The organism is Nonomuraea sp. NPDC049141 (assembly GCF_040648415.1).
In the GTDB taxonomy this organism is placed as follows: Bacteria; Actinomycetota; Actinomycetes; order Streptosporangiales; family Streptosporangiaceae; genus Nonomuraea.
Genome location: NZ_JBEZDR010000018.1, coordinates 178,564 through 197,752, shown reverse-complemented (window position 1 = coordinate 197,752; position 19,189 = coordinate 178,564). Strand labels below are relative to the sequence as shown.

At 70.2% G+C, this 19,189-nt stretch carries 18 protein-coding genes; 7 read left to right on the top strand and 11 right to left on the bottom strand.

Annotation, left to right across the window (positions count from 1 at the left end; all coding sequences use genetic code 11):
- Positions 1–36 precede the first annotated feature (36 nt).
- The 6 genes from AB0B91_RS43510 to AB0B91_RS43485 are packed head-to-tail and all read right to left on the bottom strand — an operon-like array spanning position 37 to position 7,616.
- Positions 37–1,914, bottom strand: coding sequence for a hypothetical protein (locus AB0B91_RS43510; RefSeq protein WP_358333457.1), 1,878 nt, complete (start codon positions 1,912–1,914; stop codon positions 37–39).
- A gap of 2 nt (positions 1,915–1,916) precedes the next feature.
- Positions 1,917–2,747: a carbohydrate ABC transporter permease gene (locus AB0B91_RS43505; RefSeq protein ID WP_358333455.1), complete on the bottom strand. Its 831-nt coding sequence runs from the start codon at positions 2,745–2,747 to the stop codon at positions 1,917–1,919.
- Positions 2,737–3,675 (bottom strand): sugar ABC transporter permease, encoded by a 939-nt coding sequence (locus AB0B91_RS43500; RefSeq protein WP_358333453.1) that lies wholly within the window; start codon positions 3,673–3,675, stop codon positions 2,737–2,739. Before AB0B91_RS43500 ends, AB0B91_RS43505 begins: the two co-directional genes overlap by 11 nt.
- A 4-nt stretch (positions 3,676–3,679) precedes the next feature.
- On the bottom strand, positions 3,680–4,942 hold the full coding sequence (locus tag AB0B91_RS43495; protein WP_358333451.1) for an extracellular solute-binding protein: 1,263 nt from the start codon (positions 4,940–4,942) through the stop codon (positions 3,680–3,682).
- A gap of 32 nt (positions 4,943–4,974) precedes the next feature.
- The gene (locus tag AB0B91_RS43490) at positions 4,975–6,582 is read right to left on the bottom strand and encodes an FAD-dependent oxidoreductase (protein ID WP_358333448.1); all 1,608 of its coding nucleotides are present in this window, start codon (positions 6,580–6,582) and stop codon (positions 4,975–4,977) included.
- Between the two features lie 14 nt (positions 6,583–6,596).
- Positions 6,597–7,616, bottom strand: a complete 1,020-nt coding sequence (locus tag AB0B91_RS43485; protein WP_358333445.1) for a LacI family DNA-binding transcriptional regulator — start codon at positions 7,614–7,616, stop codon at positions 6,597–6,599.
- 185 nt (positions 7,617–7,801) lie between these two features.
- On the opposite strand from AB0B91_RS43485, the gene AB0B91_RS43480 reads away from it, so the two are divergent.
- On the top strand, positions 7,802–8,761 hold the full coding sequence (locus tag AB0B91_RS43480) for a hypothetical protein (RefSeq protein WP_358333442.1): 960 nt from the start codon (positions 7,802–7,804) through the stop codon (positions 8,759–8,761).
- 21 nt (positions 8,762–8,782) lie between these two features.
- On the opposite strand, the gene AB0B91_RS43475 is transcribed toward AB0B91_RS43480, so the two are convergent.
- Positions 8,783–9,556: a TetR/AcrR family transcriptional regulator gene (locus AB0B91_RS43475; RefSeq protein ID WP_358333439.1), complete on the bottom strand. Its 774-nt coding sequence runs from the start codon at positions 9,554–9,556 to the stop codon at positions 8,783–8,785.
- A 58-nt stretch (positions 9,557–9,614) separates the two neighbouring features.
- Here AB0B91_RS43475 and AB0B91_RS43470 point away from each other — a divergent pair, with 58 nt between their 5' ends.
- Both AB0B91_RS43470 and AB0B91_RS43465 read left to right on the top strand, forming a co-directional pair.
- Entirely contained in the window at positions 9,615–10,559 is a 945-nt protein-coding gene (locus tag AB0B91_RS43470) for an ATP-binding cassette domain-containing protein (RefSeq protein WP_358333436.1), read from the top strand.
- Positions 10,556–11,362, top strand: a complete 807-nt coding sequence (locus AB0B91_RS43465) for an ABC transporter permease (protein ID WP_358333434.1) — start codon at positions 10,556–10,558, stop codon at positions 11,360–11,362. Before AB0B91_RS43470 ends, AB0B91_RS43465 begins: the two co-directional genes overlap by 4 nt.
- Positions 11,363–11,426: 64 nt before the next feature.
- Here the strand turns inward: AB0B91_RS43465 and AB0B91_RS43460 are convergent, their stop codons facing one another.
- Both AB0B91_RS43460 and AB0B91_RS43455 read right to left on the bottom strand, forming a co-directional pair.
- Positions 11,427–12,062 (bottom strand): transcriptional regulator, encoded by a 636-nt coding sequence (locus tag AB0B91_RS43460; protein WP_358333431.1) that lies wholly within the window; start codon positions 12,060–12,062, stop codon positions 11,427–11,429.
- The gene (locus tag AB0B91_RS43455) at positions 12,059–12,490 is read right to left on the bottom strand and encodes a DNA-binding protein (RefSeq protein ID WP_358333428.1); all 432 of its coding nucleotides are present in this window, start codon (positions 12,488–12,490) and stop codon (positions 12,059–12,061) included. The genes AB0B91_RS43460 and AB0B91_RS43455 overlap by 4 nt, the downstream gene beginning before the upstream one ends.
- A 58-nt stretch (positions 12,491–12,548) precedes the next feature.
- Between AB0B91_RS43455 and AB0B91_RS43450 the strand changes: the two genes are divergently transcribed.
- Positions 12,549–13,787 carry a PEP/pyruvate-binding domain-containing protein gene (locus tag AB0B91_RS43450; RefSeq protein WP_358333425.1) on the top strand — a complete coding sequence of 413 codons (1,239 nt, stop codon included), beginning with the start codon at positions 12,549–12,551 and terminating at the stop codon, positions 13,785–13,787.
- Between the two features lie 6 nt (positions 13,788–13,793).
- Positions 13,794–14,399 carry a histidine phosphatase family protein gene (locus AB0B91_RS43445; protein ID WP_358333422.1) on the top strand — a complete coding sequence of 202 codons (606 nt, stop codon included), beginning with the start codon at positions 13,794–13,796 and terminating at the stop codon, positions 14,397–14,399.
- Here the strand turns inward: AB0B91_RS43445 and AB0B91_RS43440 are convergent.
- Both AB0B91_RS43440 and AB0B91_RS43435 read right to left on the bottom strand, forming a co-directional pair.
- Positions 14,380–16,431 (bottom strand): prolyl oligopeptidase family serine peptidase, encoded by a 2,052-nt coding sequence (locus AB0B91_RS43440; protein WP_358333419.1) that lies wholly within the window; start codon positions 16,429–16,431, stop codon positions 14,380–14,382. The genes AB0B91_RS43445 and AB0B91_RS43440 overlap by 20 nt on opposite strands.
- 7 nt (positions 16,432–16,438) lie before the next feature.
- The gene (locus tag AB0B91_RS43435; protein WP_358333416.1) at positions 16,439–17,251 is read right to left on the bottom strand and encodes a MerR family transcriptional regulator; all 813 of its coding nucleotides are present in this window, start codon (positions 17,249–17,251) and stop codon (positions 16,439–16,441) included.
- 98 nt (positions 17,252–17,349) lie between these two features.
- On the opposite strand from AB0B91_RS43435, the gene AB0B91_RS43430 reads away from it, so the two are divergent.
- A complete protein-coding gene (locus AB0B91_RS43430; RefSeq protein WP_358333414.1) occupies positions 17,350–18,546 on the top strand; it encodes a sensor histidine kinase in 1,197 nt (398 codons plus the stop codon).
- On the top strand, positions 18,543–19,187 hold the full coding sequence (locus AB0B91_RS43425) for a response regulator transcription factor (protein WP_358333411.1): 645 nt from the start codon (positions 18,543–18,545) through the stop codon (positions 19,185–19,187). Before AB0B91_RS43430 ends, AB0B91_RS43425 begins: the two co-directional genes overlap by 4 nt.
- The last annotated feature ends 2 nt before the right edge of the window (positions 19,188–19,189 follow it).

Genomic DNA, 19,189 nt, shown 5'->3' with positions numbered 1-19,189 from the left:
AGCTTCGTCTCGTAAGGGGCCACAAACTGGGACGCGTCAGCCCATGATGATCGTGAGGCCGAATGCGCCCTGGTGAGGGATGCGGAGGGCGTGGAAGCGGCGGGCGCCGTCGCGGAAGTAGCGCACGCTGCCGGCCGCGATGGTCGCCTGCAGGGGGGTGTCCCAGCGGAAGCGGATCGTGGTGCGGCCCCGGCGCACATCGAAGCCGTCGGCGGTGGCGGTGGTCGAGCCGCCGAACGTGGCTCGCGTGCCGTCGGTGAAGGTGAGGACGTCCTCGGGCTGGAGGATGAGAGGGATCTGCTCGGTGGCCGCGGCGTTGGCCGTGACCGTACGCCGGATCGTCTGGCGAGTGACCAGGACGTCCGTGGTGACGTTCGCGTTGCCGTACCGGATGCCGAAGGCGCCGGGGACCCGGCCGCCGGTCCATTCGCTGCCACCGGGGGCGCCGCGGAAGTAGGCGGCCGGGAGGTCGCCGTTGGAGTCGGGCACCTGACCGGGGAAGACGGTGGACCAGCAGGCGTAGTTGTTGTCGTTGAGCCCGCAGATGATCGTGCCGGCCTCGGGATGCCACAGGAAGGTCAGGCCGGTGCGGGCGCGGGAGGCGCGGTCGCCGAAGTAGCCGCCCAGGTACAGGCCGGGCTTGCGGACGTACAGGAAGTCCTGGCCCCTGTCCCTGCGCAGTTCGACGAAGTCCTGCGAGCGCAGGTAGGGCAGGTCCGCGATGGCGGCGGTCCGCTGCCGCCGGGTGGGGAAGCCCTCGCCGTACAGGCCGTGGGTGAGGATGCGCGGTGAGGTGTCCTGCTTGGCGAGCGGTGTCACCGGTTCGGTGGACGCTGCCCAGGCGGTGCGGGCGTCGGCCAGGTCCTCGCGGGCGGTCATGAACGCCGACAGCAGCGGCACCTGACGGGTGAACGTCCAGTTGAGCGCGGTCCGGTCGGGATCGGGCCGGACCTCGTCGTACCAGCGCGCGCTGGTGCGGGTGGACGGCGCGACGTTGACCATGTACCCGGCGCCGTCGGGCTCGCGCAGCAGGTTGTAGGACAGGAAGCCGGTGAATCCGCGGGCCATGTCCACCAGGTGCGGGTCCTGGCTGTGGAGGTAGGCGTCGGCCAGCTCGGGCAGCATGACCTCGAAGTTGTAGTTCATGTCGTGGCCGCCCTCCTCGTGGAAGAAGCCCGCGGAGCTCACGCCGGTCGCGGCGATCCTGGCGAACGCCTCGCGCAGGCTCGTGGCGAGCGCGGGGTCGGGGTCGAGCTTGAGCGCGTGCGTGGCCCCGGCAAGGCCGGAGCTGGTCTGGTTGGCGTAGTTGAGCGGCTCCTGCCAGACGGTGCGGTTGGCGGGGTCGAGGAACCACGTCATCGTCGTCCGTAATGCCGCGGTGATCTGGGACTGCCGGGTGGGCAGCGCCCCGGCCGCGCGCAGGATCCGCAGGGTCTTGGCGAGGTAGCCGAGGCCGAATCCGGTGGGGGCCAGGCCGTGCTCATTGCGGCTGTACTCGGGGAAGGACCCGTCGGCGTGCTGGAGCGACAGGTAGTGGCCGAGCGCCGCGTCGAGGGCGGCCAGCAGGTTCGCGTCCCCGGCGTACGGGTTCCACGGGCGGGCGTTGGCGTAGAACCAGGCCAGCGTGAAGACGTGCTCCTGCACGCGGGCGTTGTACGGCGCGGCCGGCGAGCGCCACCAGCCGCCGGCGAAGAAGCCGGTGTCGTCCATGTCGTTGACCATGGGCGCGAGGGTGGCCAGGTACGGCGCGAACCGCTGCTCGTGGGGGGCGAACAACCTGCGGTCCAGACCGGGCGGCGGCGGCAGGTCGGGGACGGCGGCGAAGGCGGTGCCGGGCGCGAGCATGGGGACTGCCGGGAGCAGGGCGGCGGCGCGAAGGAGGGTGCGGCGAGAGAGCGTTCGGCGAGAGAGCATGGTCAGCCTTTCAGACCGGTGTGCGCGAGCCCCTCGATGAACTGCCGCTGGGCCAGTACGAAGACGACCAGGATGGGCAGGGCGGTCATCGTGGCGGCGGAGAGCTGCACGTTCCACAGGGGCGAGCCGTAGGCGTCGACGAACTGGGTGAGCGCCTGCGGGAGGGTGAACTTCGACGGAGTGGACAGGAAGACGATGGGTTCGAGGTAGAGGTTCCACGAGTGCAGGAACGTGAAGATGGCGACGGCGCCGAGCGCGGGCCTGGCCAGCGGCAACGCCACCCGGTAGAAGGTGCCGAAGCGGCCGAGCCCGTCGACCCTGGCGGCCTCCTCCAGCTCGCCGGGCAGCGTGATGAAGAACTGCCGCATGATGAAGGTCGCCAGCACGCTGGGCGCGCCCAGGATCGGCACCAGGATCAGCGGCCAGTGCGTGTCGGTCAGCCCCGCCGTGTGGAACATCTGGAACAGCGGGACGATCGTCACCTCGCTGGGGATCAGCAGGCCGACGAGCACGACCAGGAAGAGCACGTTCTGGCCGGGGAAGCGGATGCGGGCGAAGGCGTAGCCGGCCATCGCGGCCACCGCCATCGTGCCGACGGTCACCACCGCCGCGATGTAGAGGCTGTTGAGGTACTGCTGCCCGAACGGCTGCAGCTCGAAGACCCGGCCGTAGGTGGAGAAGTCGAACCGGGAGGGCACCAGCGCGGGCGGGAAGGCGAAGATGTCGCTGATCGGCTTCACCGACGAGGTGACCATCCACCAGGTCGGGAACACGAACGGCACGCACAACACGCACAGCAGCGCGTACAGCGCGAGCTTGACCCTACGACTCATGGAAGACCCACTTCCGGCGCAGCCGCCACTGCAGCAGTGTCAGCGCCGCGACGATCAGGAACAGCAGGACCGACAGGGTGGCGCCGTAGCCGAGGTGCCGGAACTGGAAGGCCTGCTGGTACAGGTAGTAGACGAGAACCGTGGTGGACATGCCGGGCCCGCCCTGGGTGAGCACGGCGATCTGGGCGAACACCTGCAGCGACCCGACCACGGTGATGATCGAGGTGAGCAGGATCGTCGGGCTGATCAGCGGCACCGTGATGCGGCGGAAGCGGGTCCAGGCGCCGGCGCCGTCGAGCTCCGCGGCCTCGTACAACTGGCGCGGCACGCCCTGGAGCGCCGCCAGGAACAGGACCATGTTCAGCCCCACGTTCTTGACGACCTGGACGACGACGACCGACAGCAGGGCGGTGCTCTCGCCGCGCAGCCAGTTGGGGCCCTCGACGCCCGCCACGCCGAGCACGCCGTTGACGCCGCCGTCCTGCTGGAGCAGGAACTGCCAGACGATCGTCCAGGCGACCAGCGACACCAGCACCGGCGAGAAGAACAGCGTGCGGAAGAACGTGGTGCCGCGCAGCCGCTGGTTGAGCAGGATGGCCAGGGTGAGGGCGAGGGTGAGGTTGAGCACGACCAGACCGACCGAGAAGAGCACGGTGCTGGTCAGCACCTGACCCATTTTCGGGTCGGCGAGCAGCTTGGCGTAGTTCTCGCCGCCGATGTACTCGAACGTGCCCGCCAGCACGTTCCACTCCTGGAGGCTGTAGTAGACGACCAGGCCGAGCGGCACCAGGACGAACAGCACGCTGCCCACGAGTTGCGGCGAGATCAGCAGATAGCCGACGAGTGCGTCACGCCGGGGGATGGTCCAGAAGGGGCGGCGCCGGGTGGCGGCGCGGGCCGCCACCCGTTCGCCGAGGTCCGAAGCCACCACGTCATCCGCCCAGCAGCGGTTGGATCTTCGCGCACACGCCGTCCAGCACCGCCTTGACGTCGGCGTCCGGCTTCCACAGCGGGTCGAGGGCGGCCCTGGCGGTCTGCGCGAGCTCGGCCTGACCGGTGTGGCTGGGCTTGACCACGCCCTTCTGGATGCCGTCGATCACCACCTCCTGGAGCTGGTCGCCGCTCAGCATGGGGCTGGTCTTGGCCATGGTGTCGGCGGTCAGCAGCGAAGTGCGCGCGGGTGGGAAGTACGCGGCGAGCTTGGCGGCGTTGGCGGCATTGGCGAAGTAGGCGAGGAACTCGGTCGCCTGCTGAGCCCGCGGCGACTTCTTCAGCACGCCGATCCCGGCCTGGCCGATGACCGCGTACTTGCCCTTCGGCCCGGCGGGCAGCGGGACCAGGTCCCACTTGAACGTCGCGTCCTTCAGCATGGCGGCGCGGGAGATCTGGGCGACGGCCATCGCGGTGTCACCGGAGAAGAAGTCGACGGCGGTGCCCGGCCCCGGCATGGACTTGTCAGTGAAGATCGCCTTGTGCACGAACGTCATGGCCTCGACCATCTCGGGCGCGTTGAACTGGCAGGTGCCGCCGTCGTCGCTCCACGCCTTGGCGCCCCAGCCCTGCCAGATGGTGGCGAGGTTGTCCCAGGCCTTGTAGTCGAAGTTGAGGATGGTCAGGCCGTTCTTGCCCTTCGCCGCGATGGCCTTGTTGATCTGGTTGGCGTGCTCCCAGTCCCACTGGCCGGCCTTCATCAGCTCGCGCGGCGGCTTCTGGCCCGCGGCCTTGACCAGGTCGGTATTGACGAAGACGCCGAAGGGCGAGGTGGAGAACGGGTAGGCGTACAGCTCTCCCTCACGCTCCCACAACCGGGTGGCGGCCGGGACCAGCTCGCCCACGTTCTCGATCTTGCTCTTGAGCGGGACGAGGGCGCCGGAGCCGACGAAGTCCGGGGCGGAGTTCTCCAGGATCCACGCCATGTCGGGGGGATTGCCGCCGGCGATCTGCGTGGTCAGCGTGGTCGTGTAGTTCTCGAACGGGATGGGATCAAAGGTGATCTTGCCGACCTGCGGGTGGGACTTGCGGTACTCGGCGGCGATGTCGTTGAACAGCTTCAGGTGGGCCTCGTTGGAGGTCCAGATCGACATGCGCAGCGGCTGCGGGCCCTGCGCGGCCGGCGCGGTGCCGCCGTTGCCGCAGGCGGTGGCCACGAGGAGGGCGGTCAGCGAAAGGGCCGCCAGCTTCCCGGGAGCTTTCATGGGGGTTTCTCCTTCTGGCGTTGATGACGGCGTCAGTAGCCGGTGACGTCGGGCCAGCGCGGCTCCACGCCGTCGCGGACGAGCCGCTGCTGGAAGTCGGCCAGGAGCCGGTCGTCCGCGCGCACGGCGTGCGGTGTGGTGGCCTGGTCCAGGCAGAAGGCGGCGAGCGCGCCGGCCGCCTCGCCGACGTTCCACTCCACCGGATGCAGGCGGTAGGCGCCGTTGGTGATGTGGGTGGTGCCGATGTTCTTGCCGGCGGGCAGCAGGTTGGTCATCCGCTGCGGGACCAGCGCCCCGAGGGGGATCTCGAACGGGGAGCAGGCGACGTCGATGTAGTTGTCGCCGCCGGTCGACGGGTGCAGGTCGATGCGGTACATGCCCACGCCCACGGAGTCGTGATAGGAGACGGCGCCCTTGTCGCCGCGTATCGCCACGGACAGGTCCTGTTCGGTGACGGTGGTCAGGGCCCGGATGCGCCGGGACTCGCGGATGTAGGCGGCCTGGGCGAGCCCGTCGGCGCTGCCGGTGACGTCGCCGCGCAGCCGCAGGCCCCGGTATCCGGTGCCGCCGTCGTGGCGGGGGGCCTCGGTCTGCAGCCAGTACATCACCGACAGGGACAGCTCACGGGCGGCCGCCAGGTGCCGGTCGGCGTCCGGCACGTCGATGACCGGCCCCTCCAGGTAGTCGATCATCGGCCAGTTGACGAGGGTGATGTCACTGGCGTAGGCGCCCGGCGTGAAGTTGCGGCGCGCGGCGATCCTGCGAAAGGTCCACAGGTTGGCGTCGCCCGGGTTGACGCGCTGGTCGGCCTCGACGAGCTGGGGGTCGTCGTCGGGATTGGGGGTGAAGGAACGTTCCATGATCGCGAGGGTGCGCGGGTTCGGGCACCGCCACGACAGCAGCTTGTCGCCCCAGAAGGGCGGCTCGTATGTTCGCCAGAAGTCGTAGGAGGCGGGCCGATCGATCGTGTGGTCACCGTCGACGTGGTCGACCGCGAAGCAGACGGAGACGGCCTGCATGTTCAGCGGTTGCGCCTCGGCGGGCGCGCTCGGCTCGCCCGTCTCCGATTGTGCCTCGAATCCGGTGACGTACTCGGTGCCGGTCAGGGGCAGCAGTTCGCCGGTCTCGGTCGCGTCCAGCACGTACGGCGCGACCAGCACGATCTGCTCGGCGTCATTGTCGCGGTGTGCCAGCCGTACCGACGTGACGCGGTCGCCATCCACCTCCGCGCCCACCGGCCGGTACGGCTGCAGCACTCGTAACCGGCCCGAGCCCCGATAGGGGGCGAGCATCGCCTCGATCACCGCGACCGCGACCCTGGGCTCGTGGCACAGGCGGCTCACATGACCGGCTCCCGGGTTGAACTCCCGCTGCGCCCGCGCCCGTTCGGTGAGCGGGTAGTGGTCGCGGTAGTAGCGCCGGATGCCTTCGCGCAGGGTCCGGTAACTCGCCGTGACGCCGAACCGCTCCACCCAGGAGTGCTCGTCGGGCGGGACGGCCTGGCTGGTGAGCTGGCCGCCGAGCCAGTCGTGTTCCTCCGTGAGGACCACCGTGCGGCCGGCCCGCAGCAGGGCCAGCGCGGCGGCGACGCCGCCCAACCCGCCGCCGACGATGACCGCGTCTGCTGATATCTCAACCACGTAGGGATCTCCTGTCACTTTCCGGATGCCGGAGCCAGCGTGCTGCCGGCGATCAGCTCGCAGGGGAGCAGTTCCTGCGGGCTCCCGCCGGTCTCCAGCACTCCGGCCAGCAGTTGTACGGCTCGGTGGCCCATCTCACGCCTGGGGATGCGGAATCCCGCGAAGTCGGTGTCGGCATGGACGGGCCGGGTGAACGCGCCCAGGGTGAGGATGGACAGGTCGCGGGGAATCTCCATGCCACGCTCCCCGGCCGCTCTGGCGAGCGCGACGCAGTCGGCGTACTCCTCGACGAAGACCGCCGTCACCCCGGCCGCGACCAGGTCCTCCAGGGGTGCCTCGGGCGGGAGGTGGCGGCCGTCGACGCCGCCGGCCACCACACCCTCGTGGAACCCGCGCAGTCGGTCGGCCCTGGACTCGCCGCCCGTGCCCGCCCCGACATAGGCCAGACGCCGATGGCCGAGGGCCACCGCCCGCTCGACCAGTGCCCGGACCGCCGATGGGTAGTCGGCCCCCACGTACGGCACCGGCCCGCCCGCGTCGTCGCGGCGGCCTACGGAGACGAACGGGATCCCTTCCGCCAGCAGCCGGGCCAGGTCGTCACGGTCGACCGTACGGCCGAGCAGCAGGCAGCCGTCGGCCAGCCGCACGCGGCTCTCCTCGTTGAAGATCTGCCGTCGCGCCCCCGAAACCGCCCTGGCGCTGGTGAACAGCAGCAGGTCGCAGCCGATCTCCTCGGCGCACTCCTCGATGCCGGTCAGGAACGGATGGTAGAAGTCGGCGCTCTCGGTGGGGAAGACCGCCTCGTAGGTGAACACGCCGAGGATGCGGTTGCGGCCGTCGGCGAGCCGTCGCGCGGCGGGATCAGCCACGTAGCCGGTCTCCTTGATCACCCGCAGGACCCTTTCGCGGGTCTCGGGGGCGATCCGCACCTCGGCGTCGCCGCGCTTGTTGAGCACGAGGGACACCGTCGTCTGGCTCACGCCAGCCATCTTGGCGATGTCCTGCTGCGTGAGACGTCGGCCCGGACCAGTCACCGTCTGTGTTCTCCCATGAGTCGGCAATGCGCATTAGCAGCTTGGTGGGGCCCTATCTTTCGCGCGGAGATGCGTGCTGTCAAGAGCGAATTTTCCCACGTTAATTCGTATTAGCATCTTGACGCGGCATTCCGCTGGGGGAGAGCGTGTGAGTCCGCACCGCGACGCAGCGTGAAGGAGTCCAAATGATCCGACGGCGGACTGTGTTACTGGGCGCGGCGGCGGGCGTGGCCGCGGGCCTGGGTCTCGGACCGGCCGCGAACGCGGCGGCGGGCCCGGCCGGGATGCCGACCTACCGGTACCTGCGCGACGCCTTGTCCCTGCCGCTCAGCCACAACCCGACGGGGGAGTTCATCTTCCCCTGCATCAGAGGGGTGTACGACAAGCTCAGCAACCCCCGATCGCGCTACTACCTCTATTACGCCCCGCACGAGGACCCGGGCGGCATCTGCGTGGCCTTCGCCGACTCCCTGGCAGGCCCCTTCGACGACTACTCGGGCAACCCGATCATCGACAACCACCTGCCGACCACCACGGTCTCGCACGTGTCCTCACCCCACGTGACCTGGGACGCCGCCACCCGGCAGTTCTTCTGCTACTTCCACGGCGAGAACTACACCACGCGCGTGGCCCGCTCCACCGACGGCGTCACCTTCACCGACGAGACCCCGATCCTGAGCACCCGCCTGGTGCCCGGCACCTCCGAGACGTCCTACGCGCGGGTCTTCGAGCATGCGCTGCCCGGCCGGAACAACAAGTACGTGATGACCTTCATGGGGGTGCGCAACGGCCGTCGCATCTTCTACGGCTGGTCGCCCAACGGCTGGGACGGCTGGCAGTTCAGCGCGACCCCGCTGGTGAACCCCGAACCCGACGGCGTGACCGACATCTCCGGCGCCACCCTCGTCAAACGCAACGGAACCACCTACGTGGCCTATCACGGCAACGACGGCAGGATGCGGATCACCGAGGTCGGCAACGCGTTCGACAAGGAGACGCACCTCGGCGTCTTCCACTCCCCGATTCCCTCGGACAACGGCAGGGTGGCGGCGCCGTCGTTCGGCACCCAGGACGGTGTGTCGTACATGTTCTACGAGGCGGGTCCGCGACTGAACGCCCGCATCTGCATCGCCCGGGCGGTCTGACAGGCCATTGCCTGCCCGGTGCTAACCGGCGCGGTCTTCCTGGGGCTCGGCCGTTGACGGGAGGGCCGCGGCGATGCAGTCGAGGACGCGCTGGAGCCCGTGCCGGAACTGGTCGTCGCGGCTCAGGTGCGGCTGGCGCGCCTCCATCACGATCTTGGCGAAGATCGGATACTCCCCGCTCTTCACCAGCCGGTCGACGTACGAGTAGCTCCGCGCCATCCACTCCGACTCGCTGAGCCCGCTGCGGCGGACTTCCTCGGCCGAGTTGATCTCCTCGCGGACGGTGCCCTCGATGTAGCCGTTCAGCATGGCCATGAGGCCGAGGTTCTCGTCGATGGAGACGAAGGCGTCGAGGACTCCCATCAGCCGTTCGATCAAGAGCAGCTGGTTGGGGCCGAAGCTGGGGAGTGACCGCTGCACGGTGCCGATCCACGGATGCCTCAGCCACATGGCCCGCCACTCGTCGGCGTAGTGGGTCAGGTCGGCGCGCCAGTCGCCGGAGGGCATGCCCGTGACATCGATCTCGCCCTGCAGCCGGTCGGCCATGAGCTCGATGAGGTTGTCGCGGCTCGGGACGTACCGGTAGAGGGACATCGCGCCCGCGCCGATCTCGGCGGCGATCCGCCGCATGGTGGCGGCCTCCAACCCCTCGGCGTCGGCGATCCGGATCGCCGCCTCGGTGATCTGCGCGCGGCTGTAGACCGGCTTCGGCCCGCGGGCCGGGCGTTCGGGTCGCATCCAGATGTTCACGTACTCGGCGTCGGCCACCGTCTCCTCCTCCCCAGTTGCGTACATGGTACCCAGTAACCTAACCTGACCCGCAACCGCGTACAACGTACCCAGTGGAGGGAACATGGCTGATCCGATCGTGATCGCCGAGGGGCTGCACAAGTCCTTCGGCGACACCCATGCGTTGCGAGGACTGGACCTGAGCGTGCCGAAAGGAGCGGTCTGCGGCGTGCTCGGGCCGAACGGCGCGGGCAAGACGACCGCGGTGCGCATCCTGGCGACCTTGTCCGATCCCGATGCCGGGCACGCCCGCATCGCCGGCTACGACGTCGTTCGCGAGGCCGGCCAGGTGCGGGCAAGGATCGGGCTCGCGGGCCAGTACGCCGCCGTGGACGAGAAGCTCACCGGCCGCGGCAACCTGCGCATGTTCGGGCGCCTTTACCACCTGTCCCGGCGCGAGGCGCACCGGCGGGCCGACGAGCTGCTCGAACGCTTCGGCCTGATGGACGCCGCCGATCGGCAGGTCACCGGCTACTCCGGCGGCATGCGGCGCCGCCTCGACCTGATCTCCAGCCTCATCCTGCGCCCCGAGGTGCTCTTCCTGGACGAGCCGACCACCGGCCTGGACCCGCGCAGCCGCGGCGAGATCTGGGACAGCGTCCGCGAACTGGTGGCGGACGGCACCACGGTGCTGCTCACCACGCAGTATCTGGACGAGGCCGATCAGCTGGCCGACGACATCGCCGTCATCGACCACGGTCAGGTGATCGCCACCGGGACTCCCGACGAGCTGAAGGCCACCATCGGCGACCGCCTCGACGTCGAACTCGAAGACCCCGCCTCACTGCCGGCGGCAGCGACCGCGCTGAACGCCCTGGCCGGGACCGAACCCACGATGACCGGCGCCGACCAGCTCAGCGTCGCCCTGCCCAGCGGCAGCTTCCGGCTCGCCGGCATCGTGCGCGAACTCGACCGCGCCGGGGTCGCCGCCGCCGACGTGAGGCTGCGCCGCCCCACCCTTGACGAGGTGTTCCTGCGCCTCACCGACCGCAAGGAGAGCGTCCGATGACCGCGTACACCCGCCTGCGCTGGACGTTCGCCGACGGACTGACCCTGATCGGCCGCGAACTGGGACGGCTGCGCCAGGAACCCGGCGAACTCATCGGCGCGCTGATCTTCCCGGCCATCATGGTGGTGCTGTTCGGATACGTCTTCGGCAGCGCGATCCAGGTGCCGGACGGCGGCGACTACCGCGAGTACCTCATGCCCGGTCTGTTCGCGATGGTGACCTTCTCCTCGGTGATGGGGGTCATGACGCGGATGGCCAGCGACGCCTCCCGCGGTGTGATGGACCGGTTCCGCTCCATGCCGATGGCGCGCTTGGCGGTGCCGTTCGGGCAGACCGGCGCCGACCTGCTGATCGGCCTGCTGATGCTGGCCATCATGGTGGGCGCGGGCCTGCTGGTGGGCTGGCAGCCGCACCGCGGCCTGATCCCCACGGCCCAGGCGTTCCTGCTGATGATCGTGGTGCGGTACGCACTGAGCTGGGTGGGCGTCCATGTGGGCCTGGCGGTGAAGAACGACCAGGTCGCCGACGCGATGGTGCCGCTGTTCCTGCCGTTCACCATGCTGTCGAACGCGTTCGTCCCGACCGACGGCATGCCGGGCTGGCTGCGCTTCCTGGCCGACTGGAACCCGGTCAGCGCGCTCACCGCCGCCTCACGGGAGCTGTTCGGCAACCCGGGCGCCCCGTCCGGAGACGTGGTCTGGCCGCTCGCGCATCCGGTGGCCACCGTCCTGCTCTGGTCGGCGGCGCTGCTGGTGGTGTTCGTCCCGCTGTCGCTGCGTGCCTACGTGCGCAGGGGACGGTGACGGCCCGGCCCGGCGGGTCGCGAGCCACGCGCGGCGTTGAGGCCCCGTGCCAGCAGCGGTCAGGTCAGGGTTCCGTGTGCCGGTCGAGGCCGAGCGTGGCGATGAGGTCTTCGTGGAGCTCGAACCAGACACGATGGCAGGAGTCGACGTCGGTGCGGTCGACCCAGGCGCCCTCCCCGGCTCGGGCGCGCGCCAGGGCCGTGGTGAAGCGCGTGTCGTATCCGCGGAACCGGGCGAGGACGTTTCCGAGCCGGTCCGCGAGTGGTGTGAGCTCGCGATCGATGCCGGCGAGCTCCAGGAGGACTCCGGCGTCCCAGGTGGGATCGGAGTGGTCGTTGACGGCGAGCCGATCGCCGGCGGTGGGCCGGAGTTGCCAGTCGGTACAGGCTCGTTGCAGGAGGGCGTTCAGCGGGAGGAACGCGCGGTAGACGTCACGGACCTCGTCGGCACCGCCGACGCGGGCGAGTTCGGCCGCCAGCCGGCGCTCGTTCTCGGCTCGGCCCCGTTCGGTCAACGACCAGCCTCCGGTGCCGGCGAAGGCGCTGTGCTCGACCCACCCGTATGCCTCGGCGTCGTGCAGCAGCTCTTTCGTCTCGGCCGCGTCGAGCCCGTAGCGATGGGCGATCACCGGGGTGTCCGCGAACCCGGTGATGCGCACGGCGTGCAGGACCAGGAGGTCAGGCGCGGAGTCCCGCGTCACGAGCCGGCCTCCTGCCGGGCGCTCAGGCGGGTGTACCACTGCTGGCACGCCTGCGGCGAGTTGAACCCCATCACCTGCGCCATCTGCGCCCAGGTCAGTCCGGCACTCCGGGCCATGAACAGCAGGCCCGATTCGAGTCCTTCGACCTCGGCGCGGGCAGCGGGCAGGAGGGCGAGCGCGCTCAGGATGTCCTCCGGGTCCAGGTCGGCGCAGCGCCAGACGGCGAACTGCAGGAGGTCGACCGCAGTCGGCGGGGCGGGCGCGGGGCGCCACGGGCGGGCGTCGAGCGCGGCCGCACCCAGGCTCAGAAGGCGCTCAGACGCGTCCCGCTCGCGGTGGGCCTGGACGTGTTCGGCGTGAGCGACGTCCGGCTTTGCCGGGACGTGTTCAGCGTGCTCGGTGTGATCGAAGTCCTGCTTGCGTGGCATGCACCTCATGGTGCACACTCAACGAAATGTTGTCAACATTCTGTTGAAAGGCGGGCGGATGATCGTACCCCTCATGGAGGCCGCCTCCGATACCTGCGGGGGCAAGGCGGGCGCGCTGGGCGCGTTGCTGCGCGCGGGTCTGCCGGTTCCTGACGGCTTCGTCGTCCCGTTCGCTACCTACCTCGCCGCCCTCCGGGACCTGGACGATCTTGACTCGGTGCGGCAGACGATCGAGGCCAGCCCGGTCGTGATCGAAGCGCTGGGACGCGCGCTCGACGAGCTCGGCGATCCGCCCGTGGCGGTCAGATCATCGGCCGCGGATGAGGACACCGGTCAGGCATCGGCGGCCGGTCAGTACGAGAGCTTTCTCGCTGTGCACGGAGTCGGCGAGGTCGCCGATGCCGTACGTGCCTGCTGGGCCTCACTGTTCTCTCCACGTGCCATGGACTACCGGCAGGACCAGGCTTCCGACGGTCCTGTGATGGCCGTCCTCGTCCAACGCCATCTGGATGCCGAGGTGTCCGGGGTCATGTTCACCCCCGCGGACCCGGACGACACGACCGAGATCGAGGCGTCCTGGGGCCTCGGCCCCAGCATCGTCGGGGGCACGGTCACCCCTGACGCCTACCGCGTCGCGGGGGACGGGTCGGTCACCCGCACTGTCGCGGACAAGCGGACCCGCCTTGACCGGCGCGGCACACGGCTCGTCGTGAGCGACGTGCCCGCTCAGGCCCGGGACCGGCCGACGATCGACGACGCGACCGCCACACGGCTCGCCAAGCTGGGCAAGGAGATCGCCGCCCTGCGCGGCGGACCACAGGACATCGAGTGGTCGATCGCCGACGGCCGCACCTGGGTTCTGCAGGCACGACCGGTCACCGCCGCGCCCCCACCGCCTTCCAGCACCTCGGACACCCCGGCCGCCGCACTCACCGGAACACCAGGCAGCCGCGGGACCGTGACCGGCACCGCGAGGATCGTCCGCGGCCCCGGCGACTTCGCGCGCGTGCACCCGGGCGACATCCTCGTCTGCCCCTTCACCGACCCCGCTTGGACGCCGCTGCTGCGCATCGTCGCCGGCGTGGTCACCGAAACCGGGGGCGTGCTCTGCCATGCCGCGATCGTCGCCCGCGAGCACGCCATCCCCGCTGTCCTGGGCGTCCCGAACGCGACGAGCAGGCTCCACGACGACACCGTCATCACCATCGACGGCTCCACCGGCACCATCACGGCGACCAAGCCACCAGCAGCTCGAAAGGAGCCGGGAAGCGGATCCGCACGGACGCCGCGCCCCTGACCGCCCATGACAACGCGACACCTTTACCTTGCCCGCCACGGCGCGGCCGACGCGTTCGGGGAGCTCACCGGCATCGGGCGGCGGCAGTCGGGCCTGCTCGGCGAACGGCTCGCCGGCCTACCGGTCGACGCCGTGTGGCACTCTCCGCTGCCACGCGCCGCGGCGAGCGCGTACGAACTCGCCCGGCATCTCCCGAACGTGCCCGTGGCCGAGGCCGCCGAACTCATCGACCACGTGCCCTATGTTCCCAGTCCGGCCGAAACACCCCCGTCCTGGGCCGGCTTCTTCGACGGCTACGACGACACCGAGGCGGCCGCGGGCCAAAGGCTGGCCCAGGCGCTGGTCGCCCGGTTCGCGAAGGTCCCCGGCACGACCGCCCAAGCCGACACGCACGAGATCCTGGTGACGCACGCCTATCCGATCGCGTGGCTGCTGCGGCACGCACTGGACGCGCCGCCGGCCCGGTGGCTCGGACTGAACAGCGCCAACACCGCACTGACGGTCATCGAGTACCGCGACGCCCTGCCGCCCACGATCGTGATGTTCAACGACATGAGCCACCTCCCGGCCGATCTGCGCTGGACCGGGTTCCCTAAGGGGATGCGGCCGTGAGCCCAAGTTCCCGCATGACGAACGCCAGCCAGAAGCTCTGCTGCTGAACGATCGTGCTCCAGTTCGTCCCACCGTGTCCCGCGTCGGACCAGACGCGCAGCAGGATCGGATGGGAGGAGGTGGTGGCGGCCTGCGTTCTGGCGGCGAACTTGCGGGAGTGCCAGGCGGGGCAGCGGGGGTCGTTGGCGCCCGCGTCCAGCAGGATCGCCGGGTAGGCCGTGCCCGGTTTCACGTTGTGGTAGGGGGAGTAGGCCATGAGCACGGGCGCGTCGGCCGGGTCGTTGGGGTTGCCGTACTCGGAGAGGGTGGCGGCGGTGCCCACCGGGTCGCGGGCGACCCGCATCAGGTCCAGCTTGGGGGCGCCGCAGACGACCGCCCGCCACAGTTGCGGCCGTTGGGTCACGGCCGCGGCGGTGAGCAGGCCGCCGTTCGAGGCGCCCTGGATCGCCAGCCGGTCGGGCGTGGTGACCCCATCGGCGATCAGCTGCTCGGCGATCGCGTACAGGTCGTCGAAGGTGTTCTGCTTGGCGTGCAGCCGCCCGCCCTCCCACCACTGCAGGCCGAACTCCCCGCCGCCGCGTACGTGGGCGTGCGCGTAGATCCCGCCCGCCTCCACGAACGCCGCCAAAGGGCCGAGATAGGACGCCAGAACGGCGACGTTGAAACCGCCGTACCCCTGGATCAGGGTCGGCTGCGGGCGCGAACGGTCCAGGTCGGCGCGGTGGACCAGGGTGCAGGGCACGCGGGTGCCGTCGGCCGACGTGGCCCACACGCGGGTGGTGACCATCCCGGTCAGGGTGTGACCCGACCCCTGCAGGGCGGTCAACGTCCCCGATTCCAGCTCATAGTGGTAGACCGTGGGGGACTGGGTGTAGGAGGTGTAGCCGAAGGTGATCGCGTCCTCGCAGCCCACCACCTGGTCCATCACGCCCAGCGCGACGACTCCCTGGGCGATTGAGCTGACCGAGCCCTGGCCGGGCAGCGGGACCTCCCCGAGGTCCGCGCCGTCCAGGCCGAGGATCCGGACGCGGGAGACGGTGTCCACCAGCTCGCCGAGTACCAGCCGGTCGCCGACCAGGGTCACACCGGTGAGTACGGCGTCGCCGCCGGGCACCAGCTCGGTCCAGGTGGCGGGGTCGCCGGGGCTGTCCAGCGGGATGCGGACCAGGCGGCCGCGCGGGGCGCCCGCCGTGGTGACGGCCACGTAGGAGCCGTCGACGAGGACGCCCTTGTACAGATGCTCGGCGTCGGTGATGAACTCGCGCCACTCCCACGGTTCGTCCAGGCGGGCGATGAAGTGCGGCCGGGGCCGCAGATGGTCGACCTGGAGCAGCGCCCAGCGCCCATCCCGGGAGATCTTGGGGATGGCGAACATGTGCGGGATGTCCAACGGCTCGGGCTCGGCGGGCGCCGGCTGCCCCAGCCGGTGGAAGAACAGCCGCCACCGTAACGCCGCCGCTCCTGCCTCGTTGGCCATGTAGAAGAAGCCGCTGCCGTCCGGGAGCCAGGCCACCAGGCCCGGTCGCTGCTGCGGTACGCCGTCCAGCAGCACCTTCCCGGTGTCGATCTCGATCACCTTGAGCGCCGGCAACTCCTGGCCCCCCGCGTCCAGGGAGTACGCCAGCAGGCTGCCGTCTGGCGAGGGCTGCGGGCTCATCCGCAGCGGCGTACCGTCGGACATCTCGTTGAGGTCGATCACCATGCGCCATGGACCGGTGGGAGCGTCCGCCGTCTCGAAGACCATCAGCTCCCGGCCGTCGGGAATGCGGCCGCGGAACCATCGCGGCCCGTATCGCACCGGGACCACCAGGTTGCGGGCGTCCATCTGCTCGACCAGGTCCCCGACGCGGGCCGCGAGCGCCTCATGATGCGGCCAGCCGTGCACGTAGGACCGGGCCAGCTCGTCCTGGGCCCGCTGCCAGGCCGCCACGCCCTCCCCGTCGTCCTCCTCCAGCCATTGGTAGGGGTCGTCGAAGACCATCCCACCCACCTCGTTGCGCTCCGGCCGTACCGGTGCCTCGGGATAGCGCATCCCCGTGTCACCCTCCTGATTCGTGTTCGTCGCGCGCCTTACGGACGCGCTCGAAGTAGCTCATGATGGCGGGCAGGTCGCCCGCGTCCAGCCAGTCGATCTGGCGGCTGATCTCCTCGCTGATCCCGGCGCTGTTGTCGCGCCAGAACGCCATTCCGGCGGCCTGGGCCCGCTGGTCGACCTGCTGGTCACCGCTCTGGAGCGCGGTCGCCAGCGCCTCCCAGCGCGTGGCCACCTCCCGCACCCGCGGGTCGTCTACGGGGGTGTCCGCCAGCACGTGCTCCCGGGCCTCCCGGAGGAGGACGAGCCACTCGGCCCGGAAGCGCTCCATCGCGTCCTCACCGAGCTGCATCCGGCGTTTGGCCAGGTCGTCGCGTACCTCCTGGCCGAAGTAGCTCTCGTACACCGAGATCATTTCGAGGGTGGTCATGAACTGCTCGGGGTCGGGCATGACCGATTGGTCGAGCAGTCCCGCCAGCCCGCCGAGCCGCTGCTTCAGCTGCCCTATCCGGGCGACTTGCAGGTCCAGTTCGGCCAGCTGGGCGGCGAGCAGGCCGCGCATGGCCGTCAGGTCGTCCACCGGCCGCGCGAGGACGTTCGCGATCTCCTCCAGCGACAGTCCCAGCCCGCGCAGGGCGCGTACGCGATACAGCTGCCGCAGGTCGGCCCCGGTGTATCGGCGGTGGCCCGACGCGGTCCGCTCGCCGGCCTGGACCAGGCCGATCTCGTCATAGTGGTAGAGCGTGCGGATGGTGACACCGGTGGCCTTGGCCAGTTCCCCGATGGTCCATCGACGCTCGTCGCCGTCGTTTTCGGTCACGGACACGACGGTAAGACCTCCCGCCACGGGAGGTTCAAGCTCGTTACCCTGAGAATCATGGTCGCGTTATCCGTCGTCGCCGGCCGGGCGTCCCTGTGGTGATCGGGCTCTCGCGCTGGGATCGTGCCTCGGCTGCTCTGCCGTACCTGTTCATCCTGCTTCCGGCGGTGTTCGCCCTGCTGCGGGAGTGGCGGCCGGAAGTGCTGGTCCTGGCGGTGTTCGCCGCGGCGTGGCACTGGTTCATGGTCGCCTCGCGCTTCGCCCGGATCGAGCGGCCGGTGGCGGGGATCGGCTACTTCGTCGTGCTGCTCGCCGTCATCGGGGTGCTGGTCGGCCTCGACTCGCTGTTCTTCGTGACCGGTGTCGGCGCCTTCATCCAGGCGTTCAGCGTGCTGCCCGGATGGTGGGCGTACGCGGGGGTGGTCGCGACGGCCGCCGTGCTGGTCGCCGGACGCGGGCGGACCCCGAGCGAGCTGATCTTCTCCTTCCTCGTCGCGGTGCTGGTCGCCTCCGCGGCCGGCCTGCTGAACCGCACCATCTCCGCGCAGAACGAGCAGCGCAAGGTGATGATCGCGCAGTTGGAGGAGACCGGCGCCAAGCTGGCCGCGCTCGCCGAGGAGAACGCCGGCCTGCAGGCCCAGCTCCTGGTCCGGGCTCGGGAGGCCGGCGTGCTGGGGGAGCGGCAGCGGATGGCCAGGGAGATCCACGACACCCTCGCGCAGGGGCTGACCGCCATCCTCACCCAGCTCGAAGCCGCCGACAGGGTGATCGAGGACGCGCCCGCCGCCCGCTCGCGCCTGGACACGGTGCGCGCCATGGCCAGAGAGAGCCTGAACGAGGCCCGCCGCTCGGTTCAGGCGCTGCGTCCGGCGTCGCTGGGCGAGGCCCAGCTCGCCGCCGCCCTGCGTGACGTCGCGGCGAAATGGACGCAGACCACCGGCGTGCCCGTCCTCGTGTCGGTCACCGGTGATCAGCTGCCGCTGCACGCGGAGGTGGAGCTCACCTTGCTGCGGGTGGCGCAGGAGGCGCTGGCCAACGTCGGCAAGCACGCCTCGGCCGGCCGGGTCGGTCTCACCTTGTCGTACATGGAGGATGTGGTGGTGCTGGACGTACGGGATGACGGCTCCGGCTTCACCCCCGGGGCGACTGATCCCTCGAAGGAGGGCGGTTTCGGGCTCATCGCGATGCGGCAACGGGTCACCCGGCTGGCCGGTGACTTCCAGGTCGAGACGGCCCCCGGTCAGGGGACGGGGATCTCCGCCACCGTTCCGGCGATTCCCGCGGCTGCCTCATGAACCCACCCATTCGCCTGATCATCGTGGATGATCATCCAGTCGTCCGCGACGGGCTGCGCGGGATCTTCGCCGATGACGACGCCTTCGAGGTCGTCGGCGAGGCGGCCGACGGGCCGGAAGCGCTCGTCGTGGCCATGCGGACCGACCCCGACGTCGTGCTCATGGATCTGCGCATGCCGAAGATGAGCGGCGCCGAGGTCATCCGCCGGCTACGCGAACAGGCACCCGCCGTCCGCGTCCTGGTGCTGACCACCTTCGACGACGACGCCGACGTCCTGCCCGCGATGCGGGAGGGCGCCACCGGCTATCTGCTCAAGGACACCCCCCGAACCGAGCTGCGCCGGGCCGTGCAGGCCGCGGCGCGTGGTGAGACGGTGCTGTCCCCTTCCGTGGCCGGCGTGCTGACGCCCCGAGCGCAGCCGCCGCGACAGCAGCCGCTGAGCCGCCGCGAACTCGAACTGCTCGGGCTCATCGCCCGGGGCGCCACCAATCGTGAGATCGCCGCCAAACTGTTCATCACCGAGGCGACGGTGAAGACGCATCTGCTGCATGTCTTCGCCAAGCTCAAGGTGAACGACCGGGCGGCCGCGGTCGCGGCGGCGTACGAGAACGGCCTGCTCAAGCCGAGCAACCGAGGCTGAGG